The sequence below is a fragment of the Fluviicola sp. genome (assembly GCF_039596395.1).
GTDB lineage: Bacteria > Bacteroidota > Bacteroidia > Flavobacteriales_D > Crocinitomicaceae > Fluviicola.
This window is the reverse complement of record NZ_JBCNJT010000002.1, coordinates 21402-36258: the sequence shown is the minus strand read 5'-3', so window position 1 is coordinate 36258 and position 14857 is coordinate 21402. Positions and strand designations below refer to the sequence as shown.

Sequence of the window (14857 nt, the reverse complement as noted above, 5' to 3'; positions counted from 1 at the left end):
TACAAGAATTTCCTGATAAAACAGCAGTTTGCTCATTGTAATACGACGTACGATAAATTTACTAAAAACGTAGTATTTACAGTCACCCGGGTAAGAAAAATTCGACTACATTTGACCAATGTAAACTGCTATGGCACAACAAGATATTCTATCTACTTTGCGTAAGCTCATTTCGGGAATGGATGAGAGCCTGGTTATCTTTGATCAGGAAGGAAAGATCCTGCATGCTTCTTTCGACCTGGAAAAATTGCTGGACCGTCAATTCCTGACCGGAACAACGATTTTCGATCATTTGAACTACGAACATGAGCGCATTGAAAATTTCCTGAGGGATTTGAATACCTCGCGCTATGTAGATTTGCAGGTTATCCTCAAACGTGGAACGGGAGTTTTTAACGCACGTATGAGATTGGCGGCCTGGAAAGTAGATGAAAAGGAGTATGTGGTGCTTGGAAGCCTGGTAGACGCCACACAAATTGAGCGAAAAAGAAGGGATTTACTTCGCAAGACCCTGACCATCGAATTACTTTCGAAATCCAAAAAGATCCGCAGCGGAAAATTGCACGATGCGATCTATGAAATTTTGGAGATGTCTTCCAAAGCAGTTGGAGTGACCCGTGTAAATGCCTGGTTGTTTGATGATGCGCATGAGCACATTGAATGTATAGGGAATTACGATACGCGGGTAGGTAAAATGATCCCGCAGGAATCGCTTCCTGTTATTGAAATGCCGACTTATTTTATGCTTTTCGAAACGGAGAAAATTATCCTGGCAGCGAGTGCACAGACTTCGCCGTATACTTCCGAACTGAATGACACATACCTGGTCCCGAACGGAATTGTTTCCGTGATGGATATTCCGTTGCGTTCCGAAGGGGCAATTATCGGGGTGATTTGCTTCGAACAGGTGAAACAGACCCGGAATTGGTCTTTGAATGACCAGAAATTCGGACTGATTGCCGCACAAATGGTTTCCCTGGCAGTGGAAACCCACAAGCGAAAAGTCGCTCAACAGGAATTGGAAGCCGCATTACGCCAGCAAAAACGCTTGTTAACGGAAACGAATCACCGCATTGTCAATAACCTGAACATCACCACAAGTTTGCTGAATATTCAAGTGGGTAAAGCAAGAGACGCTTACCATAAGAACCTCATGCTGGATTCCGTGAACCGGGTGCAAAGTATTTTGAGCCTGCATGAATTGCTGGCTGACAATTCCAAAAACCTGCGCATTTCCCTCGGGCAATATATCAACCGGTTGGTACAGAGTTTGCGCGAAAGTCTTTCCTTTCCGCAGAAGCAATTGCAATTGTTGACCAGTATTGACAGTTGTGAAGTGAAAAGTTCGCTGGCTATCGCAATGGGTATCATTATTAATGAAGCCGTTTTGAATTCTTACAAGCATGCCTTCGGAGAAAATGAGATCGGAGTGATCCGTATTGATTTTCAGATGCTGGGCCCAAAAGGTGTACTGGAAATCTCCGACAACGGGAGAGGGATTAAGGAAAACCGTGAACTTTCAGGAAGCGGGATTGAAATTATCCGCGGAATGGTAGAGCACCTGAACGGAAACCTGGATATTGACGGCACGAACGGAATGAAAATTTGTGTTTCTTTCTCTCTACGCTAAGACTTTGAACATCTCGAAGTGTTGGAGTACATCAAACAATTTGTAAGAAGGTCCCACCAGTGTATATCCTAATTTTTCGTAGAAGGGAAGTGCGTAATCACGTGCATGTAGAATCAACTTTTCATAACCCAAAGCAAGAGCCTCGTTTTCCAGCGCTGTCATGATTTTTCTTCCGTAACCTTTGCCTTGTAAATGAGATTCCACGGCTACAAAACGCGCCTGGCAAACCGTTTCATCCACACGGTCCAGACGTGCCACAGCTATTAGAGTATTGTTTTCATATAATGCAAAATGAACTCCTGTTTCATCTCCTTCATTGCGTTCTGAACCGCGTTCTTTTCCCAAAGGTTCTCTTAAAATCCGGTAACGAAGGTCGTAATAGAGCTCCCAATCTTTTTCGGATTCCGGTTTTTTAACTTCTATCATGGTTTTAGTTGAAAAGCAATTTGTGATACACGTTTTGTTTGGAGGTTTTCGATTGTTTCTGTTAGAACAAGGCTCTGTGCGCCGGAATCTTCAAATACCTGTTTCAAATCTTTGATAAGGCCTGCCGGAACGAAATGGGTGTGCATGAATTGAAGGATGTCGTCGGCGTTAAAGCGTGAACTGATTTTTGCGATAATTTCCTGCAACTCGGTTCTGTTCTTTACGCGTTCCACATTTTCGGAAAAACGCGGGTCGGATGGCAGTTCGGAAAGCCCAAAGAAGTCGCAAAGCAAGCGGAAGTGTTTGTTGCTTCCGATGGCGAAAGTGATCAGTTTTCCGTCGTTCGTTGTAAAAATCTCTCCATATGGCGCGATATTCGGGTGCAGGCTTCCTATCCTTTTGGGAATGTGTCCTTCCATCAAATAATTGGAGGCTTGGTTTGCAAGTGACGCAATTGCAGCATCGTACAGGGAAACGGAAACGACCGCTCCTTTCCGGGTTTTTGTCCGGTTCAGTAAAGCTGTGAGAATTCCTTCTTTCAATTGGTGCGCAGCGAGGACATCGATCAGTGCTACCGGCATTTTTACGGGGCCTGATTCAGGAGTTCCGTTCATCGACATAAAGCCTGTTTCGGCCTGCAGGATCAAATCATAAGCAACACGGTCACTTTCAGTACCAAAACCGGAAATTTTCCCGATGATTAATTTCGGATTGATGGATTGTAAATACGCATCACTGATCCCGAATTTTTCCGCATCTCCTTTTTTGAAATTGCTCAATAAAATATCTGCTGTTTTAACGAGGTCGATGAATTGTTCAAGTTGGGATTGCTCTTTGAAATCGATTTTTTGGTACTGTTTGCGGTAATTGACCGAGGAGAAATAAGCTGAAACGGGGGAGTCCTTTCCTTCTGATGCCAATTTCCAGGATCTGGTAACATCCGGAATTGCCGGATTTTCGATTTTCGTTACGTCAGCACCCAATTCTGCAAAAAAAGTTCCTACAGAGGGCCCGGCCAGAACAGTAGAGCAATCAATGACGATTAAATCTTCAAACATGCTCTAAAAGTAAGAAGAAAAAGCGCTTAATCTGCTTTCGCTACCGGAGTGGGAACGACCTCTTCTACTTTTACTTTGGCGATGCCGTTTCTTACAAAATTCAGTTTTTGTGCACCTGCCATGCTCAAATCGATGATGTGAGGAGAAGATTTCCCCATGCGGTCAACCACTTTCACGATGATGATGGAATCATTCTTCAGATTCGTTACTTTGAGCAGGGTTCCGTATTTCAGGGATTTGTGTGCACAATACATACTGTCTTTGTGGTATGTGGCACCTGAAGCTGTTCTTCTGCCTTGAAATTTGTTCGAGTAATAACTGGCATTACCTGTCTGAGCGAACGGTGTTTGAAGCTGAAAACTCACCAAAAAACTCACCGCAATTATTCCTAAAATCCAATATTTCAAACCGTTTAAAATTAAAAGTTGGGTAGCTAAGATAGGGAAACTGAAAAGTTCTAACACCATATTTTACAATTCGTTAACACACCAAAGCCCGGTTCCGGGTAAGAAATCGGGCTTAAAAACGGCTGTTTTTCGTTATTTTTTGATCGCTAATTTTTGCGTTGAAACGGAGTTTTCTGTTTTCAAAACAACCTGGTAGATACCTGTTTGCAGGTCTTCAACCGAAATTTCATTGGTTGAACAGTTGGTGATTTCCAGGACTAATTTTCCGGCCAGATCGTAAATGGAAACTTCTTTCACTAAAGCGCCTGAGAATTGAACCCTGTTTTCCGCCGGATTCGGATACATCACGATATTTTCAGAAGTCGTTTCGTTCAGTCCAAGTGCGGAATCATTGATATGGTGCGTGGTGTTCGTAACGATTGCCGGATTGAAATCGAAATAAATGTAAGCAGTATTCTCAATTACCGATCCAACCGGAAGATCGGCATTTTCGGAAATTTGATAACTGAAGATTCCCTGTGAACCCAAAGAATCCAATTCACTGGAAGCAAGCATGATATTCGGGAAATTGAAAATAACTTCTCTGGTATTTTCATCAACAGTTACTTCACAAGCGTGTGATGCACCTAAAAACTCGAATGTGGATAAATCCAGGTTTGGCGAAAGCGTGTCACGAACTACGATGTTGTAAGCCTCCAGGTTTCCGTCGTTTTGAAAATGAATGGTGTAGGTGATTTTTTCCTGCAAATCCGGATCCAATGCCGATGGCAGGTCCGCATGTTTCTCATTCGGATCGTATGAATTAAGAACGGTTCCGTTGAAGATATACTCATTGTTTGTCGAATCGACATCGTTATCACCTATAATCTTTGCGGTAATGGTATAAGGTGTTCCGCTCGGAATGGTGCCCGGGATATCAAAGGAAAGCATGAAATAATCGTGTTGATTGGACCAGTCGACAAATAAATGGAAGGTTGAATCGGTGTATGTGCCCAATGTTAACGTAGTTGAATCCATGACTACATAAGAAGGGAATGTAATCAGAATTTCTGCACTGTCAGCTAGGTAACATTGAGAGATTATTAGAGGACTTACGTTGTATGTTCCTTTCTGTAAAGGTGCGACCATGATTGCTGAAACAGCAGCGAAAGTGAAATCGACCGAATCACAAGCTATAAATGAGAGGGTGTCTCCGATCAAATTGTCGGTAAGATCTGAATCCTGAATATCGATCTCGTAATTTACGTAAACAGATCCTGGAGGTATTGCATCTAAAATAAAAGGGATGCCGAGATATTGACTTGCAGCATACTGCTGAATGGATACGAAACCGTGTACGGTACTGTCGTTGATTTGAGTAAATTGAAAATTACTGTTTGGAGCATCGATTTCCATAATCGGAGAGTAATGAACGGTTAGTCCGATACTGTCAACCTGTTCACACATATTTTTTGCAAGAGTTAAATAGGAAATCGGTTGTGCATTTCCGTATTGTGTTAATACAGAGCTTAAGGAAATATTGAGGACGGAATCTGTCATTCCTGCACAGGGATCTACCGATTCAAAATAAAGAGTGGTGGTGTCATCCTGGGCATTTTGATCTGAATTGTTCAGGTAAAAGCACCGGAAATAGATACTGTCTAAAGAAACAACACTGCTTGCCGTTAATGCAAAGTGAATTGGGTCATAGAAATTTAATAGTTCCACGTCGAATTCAATATACCCGGTTCCTTCGGTCATATTTAATAATGTGTCGTGACTAACTTGTAAAAACGGATCATATTCCACCCGGATGCGATTGGCGCTGTCCGGAATTGCATCCGTAGTATTGTTCAGTTTTAAATAGTAATCCGTGGGATATTGGTCGGATACAACCGTGCTATTACTTGATGAAAACATGAAATTGTTTTGATTGGGAATATCCGTTCTCGAAATAATGAAGGCAGGCCAGCCAAGTCCGTAGTACAAATCATCGGGTGAGATCATACCAGGGCCCGAAAAATGCATCGGAGGGTTCAGCTGAACACGGTTATGAGTTGCTAGCCAACTGGCACTAGCACTGATTTGAGCTGGATAAAGTAGCGGATTCGTATGGTATGAATTCGGATTCATAGAGGTAATAGTATGTGTTATTCCATCGTTTCCTGTAAAATCGATAGGAATAGTATCAGTAATCAAATAGGGGCCCGAAAAATCATTTCTTATTTTATAGATCGTTTCCTGCGAACAGTTTTCACCGCCTTGAATAGCAAAACTGTAGGTTTTTTGGTCAAGAAATGTTCCTGAAGGAGTCTCAGCTGTGATCACGACCGTATAATTTCCGGAATAAGTATAATTGGATGAAACAAAATTCCCTGAATAGAAATTAGTCTCCATCAAGTACGTCGAATCGGTATTATTGCCAAAATCGATATGAAAATTTATGGAGTCTTCATTTTCAAAATAATAAAGAATGCCAAATTGAGCTTCGCCGCAACTACTCATATTGAGACTGAGAGCCATGGTGTCGGAGAGTTGACCGAATGACAGATTGAAACAACTAAGGAGTGTTAAAGTGATGATTAGATTTTTCATAACGCTGTTTTTTTATAGATTGAATTTCTTCTGATAGGTTGGAAAATGACAAAAAAAAGCCCGGTTTCTTTCTTAAGAACCAGGCTTGAAAACGGGTGTTTTCCGTTATTTTTTGATCACTAATTTTTGAGTTGAAATGCGGTAATTTGTTTTCACAACTGCCTGGTAAAAACCTGATTGCAGACCATTCAGCGAAATTTCATCATCGAGTATATTGGATTGCTCCAGGACCAATTTTCCGGACGCATCATATAGACGGATTTCATTGATGTCCTGACTGAAGTAAAGTTTGTCCTGTGCCGGATTGGGGAATATGGAAATTTCTTTTAGAAGTAACTCGTCCAATAATAGTGGAGCTTCGTTCATATTGTGGGTAGTGTTGGTAATAATGGCCGGTTTGTAGTTTGCGTAGATATAGGCCATATTGTCAATGACTGTACCTCCTTTTAATCCCGCCTTTTCTGAAACGGAATAAATGATTTCCAATTGTGACCAGCCCAGTCCATAGATGTCCGGAACAATGTCCGGATCATGAAAAGTAAAGGTGACTACTCTTGCAGATTCATCCAGGTAAGTAGAAACGCCGTGTGAAGATGAAATGACTTTGAAAGTACTCAAATCCAGGTTTTCAGAAAGTGAATCCAGGATTTTTAAATGCTTTACATTCACGATGTCACTGTTTTGAAAATTGATTTTATAAGTAAATGTTTCTACGTTTTGTGAATCAATAATCGGATTTAGATTAACCAATTTATTGACAGGGTTGTAACCGTTTGAAAGAAAGGTACATACGTTTGCGGAATTATCAGATAAATTGCTCTCATTTGGCGTGCTGATATGGATGTCAAAGCAAAACTGTGTCCCCGGAGGAGTACTTGCAGGAAATGCAAACGGGACCGTTCTTGAAGCAGAATCCAAATAGGAGCGTACGTTCTTTACTTTGAAAGAAAGCGTGTTCCCGTTTATAACAGGATTTGTTAAGTCGGTAATTACAGGCAAACAACCGTTAGGGAAATCAATAGAAACAGTTGCGTTCAAAGTATCAGAGCAACTTAAATTCCGGATGTCAAAATGTACGTATCCTTTTTGCCCGGTTGTCGTGAACTGATAAGCCATCGGATTCTCCAGTTTAATATCAGGAATGGTAGTTGTGTTCACTGCACAGGTTGTTAGAAATTGATAGGTCGACGGGTTCGCAACGCCCGACCAGTTGAAGCTGGTAATGGTTAATGGCGCACTGGTTTGTGTTAAATGATGTTCCTGCAACCATTTTGGGTTTAAGGTTACTGAATAAGGAGCTTGATAGAGATCTAACCCCTCATAGTTATAATAGCTTGGGTATCCAGTGCGGTGTGGACTAATCGTAGTGGTTTTTCCGGTTACATCTGTAAAATCAACGAGGGCATCGCGGTAAGTATAATTTGGATAATCAGCCTTTTTAGTGATTATGCGAATCGTTCCACAAGCAGAGGGATCCATTGTCAGTTGATAGTAAACAGTTGTATCCATCCAGATGTCATGTACTGCATTGTAAACACGGGTCATGGTTGTATAGATTCCTGCGTCAGTATAAGTATGTGTTGCTGTTATTTTGAAAGGTGAATGAGCATCTGCTGAAAAAGTATATAAACTGTTCGTTCCGTCTCCCCAGTCAACTGAAACTACAGACTCGATCTCACTGTAATTCCCGGTTTGCCCGGTAATGATTAAATTGTTGTGACAGGCAGCAGCAGTGTCATTAACCATAATGTAATTCGGTTGAGCATTGGCATATTGGATCCATCCGAAGAATGTGATGACCAGTAGGGTGATTATTTCTCTCATGTTTTGTAGTTTTTGCATTCAACGTTTAAGTGACAGGAATGTTGTTGGTTTTTGAATTTTTCCGCTGAGATTCCGAATGAAACGTTCTTTTTTCAACAGGTGCGGGTCTGTGTTTTCGGAACTTTTATATTTGCATCTATGCAAAAAAACGAATTCGTACTAAGTGCCTCAGGATTAAAAGAGAAGGCCATTCAGAACACACTTAAGTTATTGGAAGAAGGAGCTACCGTTCCTTTTATTTCGAGGTACCGGAAGGAAATGACCGGTGGTTTGGATGAGGTTCAAATTGCTCAGATCCGCGATTTGGCTAAAAAGTACGATGAAATTATTGCGCGTCAGCAAACCATGATTGCTTCCATTGAAGAGCAGGGGAAGTTGACAGACGAATTGAAGAATAAGGTACTTACCTGTTTTGATTCGGTAGTACTGGAAGATATTTATTTACCCTACAAACAAAAACGTCAGACGAAAGGAGACAAGGCGAAGAAATTGGGCCTTGAGCCCCTGGCACGAATGATCATGTCGCAGCGCGGTGGTGATCCGGAGCAAATGGCAGAGCGCTTCCTGAAAGGCGAAGTGGTTGATGAAGACATGGCGATCCAGGGAGCTGTGGACATCATGGCGGAATGGATCAATGAGAATGCCGTTGCCCGCGGCCGTGTGCGCACTTTGTTCCAGCGCAAAGCAACTCTTACTTCCAAATTGGTGAAAGGGAAAGAGGAGGAAGGCGCAAAATACCGCGATTACTTCGATTTTTCCGAACCGCTTTATAAAACTGCTTCACACCGTTTCCTGGCAATTATACGTGCAGAAAGAGAAGGTATTTTATCCCTGAAAGCACAACCGGATAAAGACGATGCTTTGGAATCCCTGGAGCGATTTTTCGTGAAAACGGATGATGAGTGCGGGGATTTGGTGGCTCGTGCCTGCAAAGAATCCTATTCCCGGTTGATGTGCTCTTCCCTGGAAAATGAATTATTGGCCCAGGCTAAAGAAAAGGCGGATAAAGAAGCGATTTCCGTGTTTTCAACGAATTTGAAGCAGTTGTTATTGGCTCCGCCGGTTGGAAATAAACGTACTTTGGCGATCGATCCGGGATACCGGACAGGTTGTAAAGTCGTTTGTTTGGATGAACACGGAAATTTACTCACGAATGTGACGATTTATCCGCATGCTCCTCAAAACGAAAAAGATAAAGCTTCGGCAAAAATTGCGCAACTGGTGCAGGCCTACAAAATGGAAGCAATTGCTATCGGTGACGGAACTGCCGGAAGAGAAACGGAATCTTTCATCAAGCATATCCGTTTTGATCGCGACCTGGATGTTTACGTGGTTCGTGAGGACGGTGCTTCGATTTATTCCGCAAGTCCGATTGCGCGCAAAGAATTCCCGGATTACGATGTAACGGTTCGTGGGGCGGTTTCGATTGGCCGTCGATTGATGGACCCTTTGGCGGAATTGGTGAAGATCGATCCGAAATCAGTCGGAGTTGGGCAATATCAACATGAAGTGAACCAAACACAATTGAAAGACGCACTGGATGATGTGGTGGTTTCAGCAGTAAATGCAGTTGGCGTAGATTTGAATACGGCTTCTCCTTATTTATTGAGTTATGTTTCCGGACTTGGAATGGGGCTGGCTGAAAATATTGTGGCTTATCGTACGGAAAACGGAGGCATTAAGTCGCGCGAAGAATTGAAAAAAGTAAAGCGCCTGGGAGACAAAGCTTACGAACAAGCCGCAGGGTTCCTGCGTGTGCGTGATGGCGAGAATCCGTTGGACAACTCTTCCGTGCACCCTGAAAGTTACCGGTTTGTCAACCAAATGGCTAAAAAACTGGGAATCGACCTGAAAGACCTGATTGGGAACGAAAGCAAATTGAATGAGGTGAAACAAGCTGATTTTTCAGAAATCGATTCGTTTACGTTTGCAGATATTATCAAAGAATTGAAAAAGCCGGGCCGTGACCCAAGAAAGCAGGCTAAAGTATTGGAGTTCGACAGCCGTATCAAAACCATTTCAGACCTGAAAGAAGGAATGATCTTAAACGGGATTGTAACCAACGTGACAAATTTCGGAGCTTTCGTGAATATCGGGATTAAGGAAAACGGGTTGATCCATAAATCACAACTGGCTGACCATTATGTGGAAGATCCTACAAAAGTGATTTCCCTGCATGAGCATGTGGAAGTGCGTGTGGTAGAAATTGATGAAATGCGCAAGCGAATTGGCTTGCAACGATTGAATTAATTTGGTATAAAAAGTGTATACTTACAAACTGTTCAAAAAAACAACTTTTATGAAGAAGACCATTTTTTTAGTGTTGATGCTGGTTTCAGGCATCGCTTTAGGACAAGATTACAGATCGGGAGACACTGAACTGGATGCAAGTTTGAAAATCGTCAATACGGATGCAAACAGAGACTTGCCGGCTTTCAAATTGAATTTGACTAAAACCTTCAATGTGACAATGCCTCAGGTAGAAACCTGTTTCAAAATCGGGATGAATGCAGGAGATGCGTTTATGGCTTTCCAGGTTGCTAATATTGCTAGAAGACCGATTGAACAAGTTATTACGGTTTACAGATCCAGTAAGTCAAAAGGGTGGGGCGCAATGGCCAAAGAATTGGGAATTAAACCCGGATCGGCTGAATTCCATGCTTTGAAAGGAAAAGTGAAAGATAAATCGAAAGGGAATTCCAAAGGTTCCGGAGGCGGTAACGGCAAAGGTTCTGGAAACGGAAATGGAAATGGAAACGGGAAGTCCAATGGAAAAGGGAATGGAAACGGAAAAGGAAAGAAATAAGAGATCGATGGTGCTGACTGATTAGTCGGTTAGTACTTTAAATGATTATTAAATAGGGGCCCTGGTTCGCAGAAGTGGATCGGGGCTTTTTTTGAGCCTTAAGGTTTGAAAACACGGGGCAAATAGATGGATGTCTATCCGTCTTTCTGAGTGATCGGGGTCGAAGCGCAAATTTGCCAATTTGCCAAATGGCAAACCGGGATTTTAGGGGCGTCCAGACGATTGGCCCGGGTATTTGGAAAAAATAGCACCTTTAAACGGTGTCCAAACACAAGCTTTCTGTCCGCCGCGCTTCAATGCATTATTCGTCCAGGTATTGCACGTATACGTCATATTATACTCAATACCCGAATCAAAAAAGAAATCATATGTACCGTAAGGGTGATTTTCAATCGCTTTAGCCTTTCCGTTCTCAAATTCAAAACTGCTGTGAATAAAAGCACACAAACGCTGGTATTGCTTTTTCGTCAAATGTAATTCCACCAGGTCAGCCGGATCCAAGTCTTTCGGAGTGCAGAGAATCAAATGCATGGCTCCCGGTCCACGGCCAAAAACCGTGTTAAGAACTGTTCCAACCTCCATATCGCTCCATTCTTTGGTTTTGAGGAAAAAGTTCTTATCTCCCCAACCGAATTTCAAATGTGTTTGAAAGGTATCAACCGCCAATCCTTTTTCCAGGTTTAAAGTCTTTTCCCAATCTTTCAGCGGATGATGTATCGGAAGCATGATGTCCGAATGGATTCCATTGGTGGTGATGTAGATCGTTTCCGTTTTTGGCTCACCGGTTTTTTCGGCAGGAACAGTAAAAGGAGAAACGGCCAGGAAAATGAGCATATAGATGCAGATGAAAGCAAAAAGCAATTCGAAGAAGATCCGGATGCTTTTGGAAAAGATGCGCACTATTTTTTTCATAAGCTCATTTCATTCAAAATTAGTGAAAATGACGGTTTTCCAACCTTGATAAATTGGCCTGTTTTAGTAACTTTGCAACTTAATAAAAAAAATAACATGGAAATTCCAAAAACGTACGAACCCCGTTCAGCAGAAGAACGATGGTACAGCCATTGGATGGCTAAGGGTTACTTTCATTCAGAACCAGATGATCGTGAGCCGTTTACCGTCGTCATTCCTCCGCCGAATGTAACGGGTGTCTTACACATGGGACACATGTTGAATAACACCATTCAGGATGTATTGGTTCGTAAAGCACGAATGGAAGGTAAGAATGCATGCTGGGTTCCGGGAACGGACCATGCGTCCATCGCTACCGAAGCGAAGGTTGTTCAGAAACTGCGCCAGGAAGGAATCAAGAAATCGGATCTTTCCCGCGACGAATTTTTGAAACACGCTTTTGACTGGAAAGAAAAATATGGAGGTGTAATCTTGCAGCAATTGAAGAAGCTGGGGGCTTCCTGTGATTGGGAAAGAACTGCTTTTACCATGGATCCGGAATATTCCGATTCGGTAATTGATGTGTTCATCGACCTGTTCAATAAAGGAAAAATTTACCGCGGTGTTCGCATGATCAACTGGGATCCGGAAGCACGTACGGCACTTTCCGATGAAGAAGTAATTCACAAAGAGGTAAACTCGAAATTGTTTCACGTTCGCTATAAAGTAGCGGGAACAGAAGATCAGTGGCTGACCATTGCAACCACTCGTCCGGAAACCATTTTGGGGGATTCCGCGATTTGTATTCATCCGGATGATGAGCGCTACAAGCATTTGCACGGAAAGCATGCGATTGTTCCGATTGCTAATCGCACCGTTCCTATCATTTGTGACGAATACGTAGAAATGGATTTCGGTACCGGATGTTTGAAAGTAACACCTGCACACGATGTAAATGACTACGAACTGGGTAAGAAATACGACCTGGAGACGATTGATATCTTCAATGACAATGGAATTGTAAATGAAAACGGATTGCATTACGCAGGTATGGACCGTTTTGACGTTCGCAAGGAAATTGCCAAAGAACTGGACGACAAAGGCTATTTGGTAAAAGTAGAAGATCACATCAATAAGATCGGTTATTCCGAAAGAACGAATTGTGTGATCGAGCCGCGCTTGTCTCTGCAGTGGTTCGTATCGATGAAAGAATTGGCGCAACCGGCCTTGGAAAACGTAATGAACGGAAATATTTCTTTCCACCCGGATAAGTTCAAGAATACTTACCGTCACTGGATGGAAAACGTAAAGGATTGGTGTATTTCCCGTCAGTTGTGGTGGGGACATCGCATTCCTGCATGGTATTTCGGTGAAGGGCCGGAAGATTTCGTCATTGCAAAAACCGGTGATGAGGCGGCTGTTTTAGCTTCCCACAAAGCCGGAAGAGCTATTTCACCGGCAGATTTGAAGCAAGACGAAGATGTATTGGATACCTGGTTCTCTTCCTGGTTGTGGCCGATCTCCGTATTTAACGGATTGACGCAACCTGGTAATAAAGAGATCAAGTACTACTATCCGACCAATGACCTGGTAACTGCTCCGGAGATTATGTTCTTCTGGGTAGCACGTATGATCATTGCAGGATACGAATACATGGGAGAATTACCTTTCAGAAATGTATATTACACGGGAATCGTTCGCGATAAACTGGGACGTAAAATGTCCAAGTCATTGGGGAATTCCCCGGATCCGATTGAATTGATCGAGAAATACGGGGCGGACGGTGTTCGCCTGGGAATTTTGATCTCTTCTCCGGCAGGAAACGATTTGCCATTTGATTCCAGTCAATGTGAACAGGGACGGAACTTTACAAATAAGATCTGGAATGCAGCGCGCTTGGTAAAAGGATGGGAAGTAAAACCGATCGAACAGCCGAAAGCTTCACAAAAAGCAATTGAATGGTTCCATGCACGTTTCAACCAGGAATTGGAAAACATCAATGATTTGATGGCGAAGTTCAAAATTTCCGAGGCGTTAATGGCGATCTACAAATTGGTTTGGGATGATTTCTGTGCCTGGTACCTGGAAATGATCAAACCTGGCTACGAACAGCCGATTGATGAAGCGACTATGGAACAAACCATTGTTTTCTTTGAAAAATTGTTGTGTTTGTTGCAGCCGTTTACTCCGTTTGTTGCCGAAGAATTGTGGCACTTGCTGAGAGAACGCAAAGAAGGTGAAGATATCATCATCGCTAAGTGGCCGACTGTAGAATCTTACGATGCTTCCGTATTGAAGCAATTCGTTATTGCCGAAGACGTAGTTACTAATATCCGTAACATCCGTAAGAAGAATAACATTGCCAACAAAGTACGCATTGAATTGTTCGTTAAGAAAAACAACGAGATTGATCCGGCTTTTGACCCGGTAATCCTGAAAATGGGAAATCTTTCCCTAATGGAGTACACAACGGATAAAGTGGCAAATGCGAATTCGTTCCTGGTTCAGTCCAATGAATATTTCATTCCTTTCGGTGATGCGATTGATGTATCAGCGGAAAAAGAAAAAATGGAAGAAGAATTGAACTATACGAAAGGCTTCCTGAAAAGTGTTCAGGGGAAACTGGGTAACGAGAAATTCGTGAACGGAGCTCCGGAACAAGTCTTGGCGAACGAGCGCAAAAAAGAAGCAGATGCGTTACAAAAGATTGCTGTTTTGGAAGAAAAACTGGCAAGTTTGAATTAATTCAAAAAGAAAATCAATAGTGGAAAAGGTGCTTTCGGGCACCTTTTTTTGTTGTTTCAAACGAACTTTTTTCTTAGCTTGAATAGGAAAGTAAAGTTTGATATGAATTCACACGCTTATTTTCATTTGACCACTAACCTGCATGATAGCAGAACTTCCCGACGTATGATCATCTACAGAGCACGGGAAAGGCGGTTTCACGGAACACTTCCATATCCAGATATTTATTACATGAGTGCCGAAGAAGAGGTTTGATTGCGAATGAAGTCTTTTTCTTGTCGGAAGAAATGGATTTTGTGATTGTGGCTCTCAATCTGTGCAGAGACCACATGCATTTGCTGGTTTACTGCAAAATGGATGTGGTGCCGAAAATTATGCATCGGGTAAAAGGTCGGACAGCCCGGGCGTGTAACGCGCACCGCGCCGTCAAGGGGATTAATCCCCTTGACGCGACGGGCGGAAGATACGAGCCGAGAACATTAAAGGATAAATCGAT

At 42.5% G+C, this 14857-nt stretch carries 10 protein-coding genes; 4 read left to right on the top strand and 6 right to left on the bottom strand.

The features are described 5' to 3' along the window. The first annotated feature begins 130 nt into the window (after window positions 1-130). On the top strand, window positions 131-1630 hold the full coding sequence (locus ABDW02_RS09265) for a histidine kinase dimerization/phosphoacceptor domain -containing protein (protein ID WP_343634276.1): 1500 nt from the start codon (window positions 131-133) through the stop codon (window positions 1628-1630). Here the strand turns inward: ABDW02_RS09265 and ABDW02_RS09260 are convergent. The 5 genes from ABDW02_RS09260 to ABDW02_RS09240 all read right to left on the bottom strand — a co-directional run bounded on the left by ABDW02_RS09260 (window position 1622) and on the right by ABDW02_RS09240 (window position 7919). After that, the gene (locus tag ABDW02_RS09260) at window positions 1622-2056 is read right to left on the bottom strand and encodes a GNAT family N-acetyltransferase (RefSeq protein WP_343634275.1); all 435 of its coding nucleotides are present in this window, start codon (window positions 2054-2056) and stop codon (window positions 1622-1624) included. The genes ABDW02_RS09265 and ABDW02_RS09260 overlap by 9 nt on opposite strands. Beyond that, on the bottom strand, window positions 2053-3114 hold the full coding sequence (locus ABDW02_RS09255; protein WP_343634274.1) for a CaiB/BaiF CoA-transferase family protein: 1062 nt from the start codon (window positions 3112-3114) through the stop codon (window positions 2053-2055). Before ABDW02_RS09255 ends, ABDW02_RS09260 begins: the two co-directional genes overlap by 4 nt. A gap of 26 nt (window positions 3115-3140) precedes the next feature. Further along, window positions 3141-3521, bottom strand: a complete 381-nt coding sequence (locus tag ABDW02_RS09250; RefSeq protein ID WP_343634273.1) for a septal ring lytic transglycosylase RlpA family protein — start codon at window positions 3519-3521, stop codon at window positions 3141-3143. Between the two features lie 132 nt (window positions 3522-3653). Then, window positions 3654-6095 carry a T9SS type A sorting domain-containing protein gene (locus ABDW02_RS09245; protein WP_343634272.1) on the bottom strand — a complete coding sequence of 814 codons (2442 nt, stop codon included), beginning with the start codon at window positions 6093-6095 and terminating at the stop codon, window positions 3654-3656. Window positions 6096-6200: 105 nt separating this feature from the next. Further along, window positions 6201-7919, bottom strand: a complete 1719-nt coding sequence (locus ABDW02_RS09240) for a T9SS type A sorting domain-containing protein (RefSeq protein ID WP_343634271.1) — start codon at window positions 7917-7919, stop codon at window positions 6201-6203. 138 nt (window positions 7920-8057) lie between these two features. On the opposite strand from ABDW02_RS09240, the gene ABDW02_RS09235 reads away from it, so the two are divergent. Together ABDW02_RS09235 and ABDW02_RS09230 are read left to right on the top strand one after the other, a co-directional pair. Further along, the gene (locus ABDW02_RS09235; protein ID WP_343634270.1) at window positions 8058-10169 is read left to right on the top strand and encodes a Tex family protein; all 2112 of its coding nucleotides are present in this window, start codon (window positions 8058-8060) and stop codon (window positions 10167-10169) included. A 49-nt stretch (window positions 10170-10218) separates the two neighbouring features. Next, window positions 10219-10725, top strand: a complete 507-nt coding sequence (locus tag ABDW02_RS09230; protein ID WP_343634269.1) for a hypothetical protein — start codon at window positions 10219-10221, stop codon at window positions 10723-10725. Window positions 10726-10929: 204 nt separating this feature from the next. On the opposite strand, the gene ABDW02_RS09225 is transcribed toward ABDW02_RS09230, so the two are convergent. Further along, a complete protein-coding gene (locus ABDW02_RS09225; RefSeq protein ID WP_343634268.1) occupies window positions 10930-11637 on the bottom strand; it encodes a DUF2459 domain-containing protein in 708 nt (235 codons plus the stop codon). Between the two features lie 96 nt (window positions 11638-11733). On the opposite strand from ABDW02_RS09225, the gene ABDW02_RS09220 reads away from it, so the two are divergent. Then, window positions 11734-14361 carry a valine--tRNA ligase gene (locus ABDW02_RS09220; protein WP_343634267.1) on the top strand — a complete coding sequence of 876 codons (2628 nt, stop codon included), beginning with the start codon at window positions 11734-11736 and terminating at the stop codon, window positions 14359-14361. Window positions 14362-14857 lie beyond the last annotated feature (496 nt).

What these genes read in the sequence shown, in the direction of transcription:
- ABDW02_RS09265 (WP_343634276.1), top strand. Translation starts at nt 131, where the DNA reads ATGGCACAACAAGATATTCTATCTACTTTGCGTAAGCTCATTTCGGGA.
- ABDW02_RS09260 (WP_343634275.1), bottom strand. Translation starts at nt 2,056, where the DNA reads ATGATAGAAGTTAAAAAACCGGAATCCGAAAAAGATTGGGAGCTCTAT.
- ABDW02_RS09255 (WP_343634274.1), bottom strand. Translation starts at nt 3,114, where the DNA reads ATGTTTGAAGATTTAATCGTCATTGATTGCTCTACTGTTCTGGCCGGG.
- ABDW02_RS09245 (WP_343634272.1), bottom strand. Translation starts at nt 6,095, where the DNA reads ATGAAAAATCTAATCATCACTTTAACACTCCTTAGTTGTTTCAATCTG.
- ABDW02_RS09240 (WP_343634271.1), bottom strand. Translation starts at nt 7,919, where the DNA reads ATGAGAGAAATAATCACCCTACTGGTCATCACATTCTTCGGATGGATC.
- ABDW02_RS09235 (WP_343634270.1), top strand. Translation starts at nt 8,058, where the DNA reads ATGCAAAAAAACGAATTCGTACTAAGTGCCTCAGGATTAAAAGAGAAG.
- ABDW02_RS09230 (WP_343634269.1), top strand. Translation starts at nt 10,219, where the DNA reads ATGAAGAAGACCATTTTTTTAGTGTTGATGCTGGTTTCAGGCATCGCT.
- ABDW02_RS09225 (WP_343634268.1), bottom strand. Translation starts at nt 11,637, where the DNA reads ATGAAAAAAATAGTGCGCATCTTTTCCAAAAGCATCCGGATCTTCTTC.
- ABDW02_RS09220 (WP_343634267.1), top strand. Translation starts at nt 11,734, where the DNA reads ATGGAAATTCCAAAAACGTACGAACCCCGTTCAGCAGAAGAACGATGG.